We start from the raw sequence: 6,879 nt of genomic DNA on the forward strand, positions 1-6,879 counted from the left end.
AGGTCCGCTCCTTGGAAGCCCTGGACGCGGGCAGCGGCGAACAGCTCGCCAAGCAGCACGTCCTCACCGCCGCCTTCGACGCCCCTGCCCCAGCGCTGGTCGCGGGCGACGTCGACCATGGGCGAGAAGGTCCAGTCGATCCCGGCACCCGACGCCTCGAAGGCGGCGGCAGCGGCGGTTCGGCGGGCAAGGTCAGGCTCGAAGCTGGCTACCTCGGCGAGCGGCACCGGGAAGACGGTGCGATGGCCATGAATGATGTCCGCCGCGAAGATCAGCGGGATCTTCAGACGCGATCCAGTCATCACGGCATTCTGCATGATCCGGGCCATTCGGGCGCCGTTTCCGTTGAACACCCCGGTCAGCTGGCCGAGGCGGCCTTCTTCAACCTGCTGATCGAAATTCGGACCATTGCTCGGCGGGTTCAGCGCAACCGCCACTCCGCCGCCCCAGGCCGAGGCCATCAGACTGAGCTGCCCGGCCTTTTCCTCAAGCGTCATCCGGCGGATCAGCGGTTCGACGAAGCCTGGCGTGGCGACTCGGCCCGCGGCCTGAAGAAGGGCCCGCGCTGGACTGGCCAGCCACGCCGTGATTGCCCCCGCGCCCATCATCGCCGCCCGTCGCGAGATCCGCATGTCCATCGTCACTATCCCCTCTTCAGCAGCTCCGCCGGCCGCCGTCGGCCGAGGCGCATCGCCTAGTGCTTGACCGTTCATGTAACCGGTTACATGAGCCACGAATGAGCGAATTGCAATCGACTGAATCCTGGCGATGATTGGGACCGGCATCTCAAGGAGTGACATGGCAGACGCGACCATCCGCGACGTCGCCCAGCGCGCCCAGGTTTCGGTCGCCTCGGTGTCGCGAGTCCTGAATGGCCTCGGGAATGTCAGTGAGCAGACGCGCGGCCGAGTCGCGGACGCCATCCTTGCGCTCGGCTACGTGCCGCACGCCGGCGCCCGTAGCCTCAGTCTGTCGCGGACCAACGCCATCGGCGTCGTGCTTCCCGACCTCCACGGCGAGTTCTTTTCCGAGATCATGCGTGGCATGGACCGCGAAGCGAGCGCGCGTGGGTACCTGCTGCTTTTGTCGAACATGCATGCGGGGACGGACCAAGCCACTGGCGCGCTCCGAGCGATGCGCGGGCGCGTCGACGGGTTGATCGTGATGGCGCCGCACCTGAGCGAAGCCGATCTTGCGACCGCGCTACCGCCAGGGATACCGACGGTCCTCATCAACACGCGCGGCCAGTCGGGCGCCCATCCCAGCATTCGTCTCGACAATGCGGCGGGCGTGCGGATGGTGATCCAGCATCTGGCCGAGATGGGCCGTCGTCGTCTGATCCACGTCGCGGGGCCGGTCGACAATGTCGATGCCCAGGAACGCGCTGAAGCCTGCGCCGAGGCCGCGAACCATTCGGGCATGGACCTGGAGGTCGTACAGGGGAATTTCGGCGAGCAGTCGGGGGGGGCCGCGATCAGCGCTCTGCTGGATGCCGGGCAGCGGTTCGACTCGATCTTCGCCGCCAACGACATGATGGCGCTCGGCGCGCTTCATGCTCTTCAGCAGCGCGGCGTGACCGTGCCCGACGAGGTTGCGGTGACCGGGTTCGACGACATCCCGCTCGCGCGGCTGCTCGGGCTGACCACGGTCAGGGTACGGATCGCGGATCTGGGACAAAGGACCATCGAGCGGCTTGTCGCCAGGCTGGAGGGCGACGCGGAAACCGGGGACGAATTCCACACGCCCGAGTTGGTCATCCGCTCGACCACCGACAAGCGCTCGATAGCCGACGCATGAGGATCGACCGCCGCTCTCTCCTCGCCGGGTCTTCCGCCCTGGTGGCGGCGGCAAGCAACGTTGCCGCCACGTTCGCAGTGCCGGCTCTTCCACTCCCCACCGTCTACGGCGAGATCGAGAGGCGCACCTTCCGCTGGTTCTGGGACACGGTGAATCCCCGGAACGGCCTGGTTCCCGATCGCTGGCCGACGCCGAGCTTCTCGAGCATCGCTTCGGTCGGCTTCGGCCTCGTCGCTTACGCGATCGGTGTCGAGCGGGGTTGGTGCTCGAGGGCGCAGGCGCGGGATCTCACGTTGACCACGCTGCGCTTCTTCTGGAAGGCACCGCAAGGCCAGGAGCCCAGCGGCGTCACCGGTTACAAGGGGTTCTACTACCACTTCCTCGACATGCAGACCGGCGAGCGGTTCGGGGACGTCGAGCTATCAAGCGTCGACACGACGCTCCTGCTGATGGGGGTGCTGTTCGCCGGCCAATATTATGACCGCGACGACTCCGGCGAGCGTGAGATCCGAAAGTTGTCCGACGCACTGTACCAGCGCGCCGACTGGAATTTCTTCCGCTCCGACGGGCGAGCCCCGATCTCGATGGGCTGGCATCCCGGACAGGGGCTGATCGACGCGAACTGGGTCGGCTTCAACGAGGGAATGTTCGTCAATATCCTGGCGCTCGGCTCCGCGACGCATCCGGGCCCGGACGGCTTGTGGGATCAGTGGACTGCACCCTATCCGCGTTTCTGGCGCGGCGAAGGCGTTAATCGACGGATCGCCTTCGCTCCTCTGTTTCCCGGTCAATATAGCCAGATCTTCATCGACTTCCGCGGCATCCGGGACGCGGTGATGCGCAATGCCGGCTTCGACTATTTCGAGAACAGCCGACGCGAAACCTACGCCAACCGCGCCTGGTGCACTGCGAACCCGATGGCCTGGGATGGCTATTCCAGCGACATCTGGGGCTTGAGCGCGTGCGATGGGCCAGGTAATTTTCAACTGCCGTTCAAGGGTCGGACCGCCCTCTTTCACGGTTATGCGGCGCGCGGGCCGGGCAACGAGCCGGATGGCCTCGACGACGGGACGATCTCTCCGTCGGCCGCGCTTGGCGCACTTCCTTTCGCTCCGGAGATCGTCATCCCCTGCGCCCAGGCGCTGCTCGAGACTCATGGCGCGCGGATTTTCGATCGCTACGGGTTTCGGGACAGCTTCAACCCGAGCTTCCGCTACTCCGGGGCAAGGTCGACGAGCGGCACGGTGGACGCGACACACGGCTGGGTTGCGCGCGACTATCTCGGCATCGACCAGGGGCCGATCCTCCTGCAGGCCGCCAACCACCGCGACGAATTCGTCTGGCGGTACATGCGGCGGGTGCCGGCGATCCGGCGGGGGTTGAAGCGCGCGGGCTTTATCGGCGGCTGGCTCGCTAGCGGATCGGGCGAACGCGGCTGAGCTTCGAGACGCCGCTCTCGTTGAATGCCTCGATCGCGACCCAGTAGCGGACGCCGACGTTCAGCGAGCGGAGTTCCTTCCCGAGCACCGCACCATCGCCAAGCTCGTCCGCCCAGAGCTGATGCGTCAGCGTGAGACGATCTGGCCGAATGCCGAAGCGAATGTTGTAGCCGACTGCGCCCCCGACCCTCTCCCAGCTGACGGTGGCATCGCGCTGGTCCTGGTGGCGTGACGCGAGGACCGCGCGCGGCATTGCGGGCGCGGCGCCGTCGGCAGTGCCGAACACACGGATGTCGCTGATCGCCAGGTTGGCCGCGCCGACATGGCCGTGGACGTAGCGGATGAAGCGCGCGCGGACCGGCTGCGGCAGCTCGAAGTAAGCGTTGGGACGGTCGCGGCGGGGAGGCTCGGTGCGCGCGATCTCCCGCCAATGCTCCCCGTCGGCGGACGCCTGCAGCGCGAAGTCGGTAAAGATGTCCGGTCCGTCGGCGAAGCGGCCGGATTCATAGTCGGCGAAATTGACCTGGACGGCCCGGATGGTGTCGGCGCGGCCCAAGTCGACGGTCAGCGTCTGCCCCGGCGTGTTGGTCGCGGCCACCCAAAAAGTCTGCGGGTTCTCGTCCGTCACGCGCGAGGCCGCAAACTCGCCCATTGTCGATGATGCCGTCGCCGCCTTGCGGTACGACAGCAGCATCCAGCCGGCGAACAGCTTGTCGGGGTCGTCGACCTTCGAGGTCGGCACATAGAAGGGGAAATCGGCGAAGCGCGACGAAAAGGCCATCTGGCCGTCCGGGTAGATCTTGCCGGGCAGCAGATCGATGCGCCGCTCGAAGGTCCAGTTGTAACCAATCCACGGCGTGCCCGTGTTCCACCAGTTGCCGTAGCGATCTTGGAAGGTCGAACCGTGCCCCGCCCCGTGCACGAACCCGCCGGGCTTGTAGGCGATCGGGTTGTAGGGCGCATAAGTGAAGGGACCGAGCGGCTTGTCCGACACGTAGGTCGCGTTGGCGTAGGCGTTGAACTCGGTCCCCGGCGCTCCGTACTGCAGGTAGTAGCGACCACCGGCCTTGGTCATCCAGGCGCCTTCGACATAGGGGTCGGTCGGCTGTCCGTTGGCGAGCAAGCCGCTGTGATCCTGGCCGAACCGCTCCCAGCCGTGCTGGTCCGGATGAAGCTTGAACAAGGGCTGGGCATGCGTCTGGTAGATCAGCTTGCCATCCTGGAACGCGATCTTCTGACCATAGATCGGGAAGACGTTCGACGAGCCCCAGTAGAGATACCATTGTCCGTCGTCGTCCTTGAGCAGGCCGGGGTCCCAAGGCCCTGGGGGCACTTCGCCGGGCTTCATCTCCTGCGCCGGCTTCTGGCTCATCCCCGGCATGTCCGGGAAGCGCCGGACCAGGTAGTCGAGCTTGCCGGTCTCGGGTGAAGTCGTGGCGTAGATCGAGCTCGGCTGTGTCAGGGAATTCGACGGCTCAATGATCAGGCGATCGCCGTCCGACGCAACGGCCGGCGCGACGATCCCCCCGTTCGGCCACATGCTAGGCGTGACAAAGGTCCAGCCGACGAGGTCGGTCGAGCGCCAGTAACCGTCGGCAAGCGTCAGGAACAGGTAATAGACGCCCTTGTGGTTCACCACCGCGGGGTCGGCGCCGGTGCGGTAGGATACGCCCTGGTTGATCTGCTCGAAATTGTAGCGGTAGTCGAGGTCGACCGGGTTGATGGTGGTGTGCCGGGACGCATCGGGCGGCCCTTCGGCCAGTGCCTGTGCGGGCAGCGCAGGGGCAAGCGCGACGGCAAGGCCGAGGTTCAACAAGTTGCGAATGGTCATTGTCCTCGATGGCCGCGAACGAAGAAATTGGCGGTCAGGCGGCCGACCCGGGGATCGTCGCTGAACGCCATGTCCGGTGGGATGATCCCGGAGTGAAGCAGGTTGCCCGGATAGATGACGAGCCGGTCGGGCACCGCCTCGACCGCCCCGATCTGTTCGTAATATTCGTTCGAGCCCCTGATGTAGCCCTCGCCGGGCACGAGGCGGGCAGCTGCAACGAAGCGATCGACATTGGCGTCGCTGACTTGTTCGATCCCGGTCGGCCGCTGGCGGTAAAAGGCGGTTCCAGTGCCCGCTGGCACGCGCAGATAGTGGAGCAGCGCGAGATAGGCGGGCTCGGTCGAATCGAAGTGCGGCGCGCGCTGCGGCGGCCGAAGCTGCGAGGGCTGCGCGGTCACCATCGAGAAGCTTGCCTCGACGAGGTCGAAAGACTCGACGTCGAAGGCGCCGGCGATGAACTGCGCCGCGTCCCGGCAGGTCCGTTCGACATAGGCATCGGCATCCGCGTCGGCTCGCCCGATGACCCGCCGGACGCCAGGGTAATAGCCGCGCCTGACGTCCGGAAACGGTGCCAGCGCGTCGGCCAGTGCACCAACGGCTTCGGCATCGCCGCTGAAATCGTCGATGACGACGACCGGGATCCGCTCGTTGCCGACGCGTCGGAGCTCAGGTTTCACGCGCTGCCCATAAAGAGGGAGGGAAACGTTTCCGCCCCCCTCCCGTCGAATTGTCTCGTCTTAGAACTTGTAGCTGAGACCGGCCTGGAACTGCCGCTGGTCATTCGAGACTTGGCCGTCCTCGACGAAGGTTGGATTGATTCCGCTACCCGCACCCCACGACGAGTAGGTGCGGTTCAACCAGTTGAATACATTGAACACTTGGAAGTCGGCGGTGACCTCGTGACCCCACGGCAGCTTGAAAGTCTTGGCGACGCGAGCGTCGAGCCGCCTGTAGCCGAACGTCTTATGCGGGAAGTAAACGCCGCCCATGTTGGCGTAGCAGCACGCACCTGCTGGTGCGCCGGGCGGGAAGTAGATGTGCCCAAACGCCGGACCGGAGGACAGATTGAGGATTCCGGACAGCGTAATCCCCCACGGAGCGCGCCAGTTCGCGGACGTGACCGAGCGCCACTTCTCGACTCCGTTGACATAGTTCCAGCCGTACGCGTCTAAGGACGGGCCGTTATAGAACTCGTCGCTGTTCAACTCCTGCGCCACATTGCTTCGCGCTCGCTGGATCGTGACTGCTTCGGTGAAGCCCCAGGTGCTGGTATCGGTGAACGGCTTTTCGACCTGCAGGAACAAAGCATCGAGCCGAGCGCGGCCGTTGTTCAAGCCGCGGTCGAGCTTTCCATTAAATCCAGGCAGCTGGCCCGTCGTCGCCGGGCAGTTTGGAAACGGCCCGTTCGGCGTAAAATCAATGATCCACTGATCACCGCCATTCACGCAACCGGTTGCTGTGGGAAGGACAGTAAACCAGCCGTTGCTGTAAAAGTTCGCGCGCGCGAACATCGAGATGTGGTGGGATTCGACGTGGCTGTACGTCACGGTCGCAGTGATGTCGCCGAACCGCTTACGAATGCCGAGATCGAACTGATCCGAGTAAGGCATCTTGACCTTGTTCGGCAGTACCCAGACGGCCCCACCTGTCCCGAGACTCGCAGCGTAGGTGCGCAGAGCTTCCGGATCGTGGCAATAGCTCGGAGGAGACGCCCCAGCACAGACGTTCGTTACGGCTCCAGTATTCGGATCGGTCACGAGGAACGGCACGGTGATGACGGAATTGGCGTTCTGCTGCTGCTCGATCACGCCC

The 6,879-nt window shown here is 65.1% G+C and carries 5 protein-coding genes and 1 pseudogene; 2 read left to right on the forward strand and 4 right to left on the reverse strand.

Features of this window, described 5'->3' with window-relative positions:
* Positions 1-632 (reverse strand): glycoside hydrolase family 3 N-terminal domain-containing protein (locus tag JOZ79_RS11775; RefSeq protein ID WP_294074360.1); only part of this gene is annotated, 632 nt, incomplete at its 3' end.
* 166 nt (positions 633-798) lie between these two features.
* On the opposite strand from JOZ79_RS11775, the gene JOZ79_RS11780 reads away from it, so the two are divergent.
* Together JOZ79_RS11780 and JOZ79_RS11785 are read left to right on the forward strand one after the other, a co-directional pair.
* Positions 799-1,797 carry a LacI family DNA-binding transcriptional regulator gene (locus JOZ79_RS11780; protein ID WP_294074352.1) on the forward strand — a complete coding sequence of 333 codons (999 nt, stop codon included), beginning with the start codon at positions 799-801 and terminating at the stop codon, positions 1,795-1,797.
* Entirely contained in the window at positions 1,794-3,236 is a 1,443-nt protein-coding gene (locus tag JOZ79_RS11785; RefSeq protein WP_294074354.1) for a glucoamylase family protein, read from the forward strand. The genes JOZ79_RS11780 and JOZ79_RS11785 overlap by 4 nt, the downstream gene beginning before the upstream one ends.
* Here the strand turns inward: JOZ79_RS11785 and JOZ79_RS11790 are convergent.
* The 3 genes and pseudogenes from JOZ79_RS11790 to JOZ79_RS11800 all read right to left on the reverse strand — a co-directional run.
* On the reverse strand, positions 3,211-5,067 hold the full coding sequence (locus JOZ79_RS11790) for a family 43 glycosylhydrolase (RefSeq protein ID WP_294074356.1): 1,857 nt from the start codon (positions 5,065-5,067) through the stop codon (positions 3,211-3,213). The genes JOZ79_RS11785 and JOZ79_RS11790 overlap by 26 nt on opposite strands.
* A complete protein-coding gene (locus JOZ79_RS11795) occupies positions 5,064-5,744 on the reverse strand; it encodes a DUF6445 family protein (protein ID WP_294074358.1) in 681 nt (226 codons plus the stop codon). The genes JOZ79_RS11790 and JOZ79_RS11795 overlap by 4 nt, the downstream gene beginning before the upstream one ends.
* Positions 5,745-5,804: 60 nt before the next feature.
* Positions 5,805-6,879, reverse strand: a pseudogene (locus tag JOZ79_RS11800) (hypothetical protein); the annotation flags it as partial.

The sequence above is a fragment of the Sphingomonas sp. genome (assembly GCF_019242355.1).
Classification (GTDB): Bacteria; Pseudomonadota; Alphaproteobacteria; order Sphingomonadales; family Sphingomonadaceae; genus Sphingomicrobium.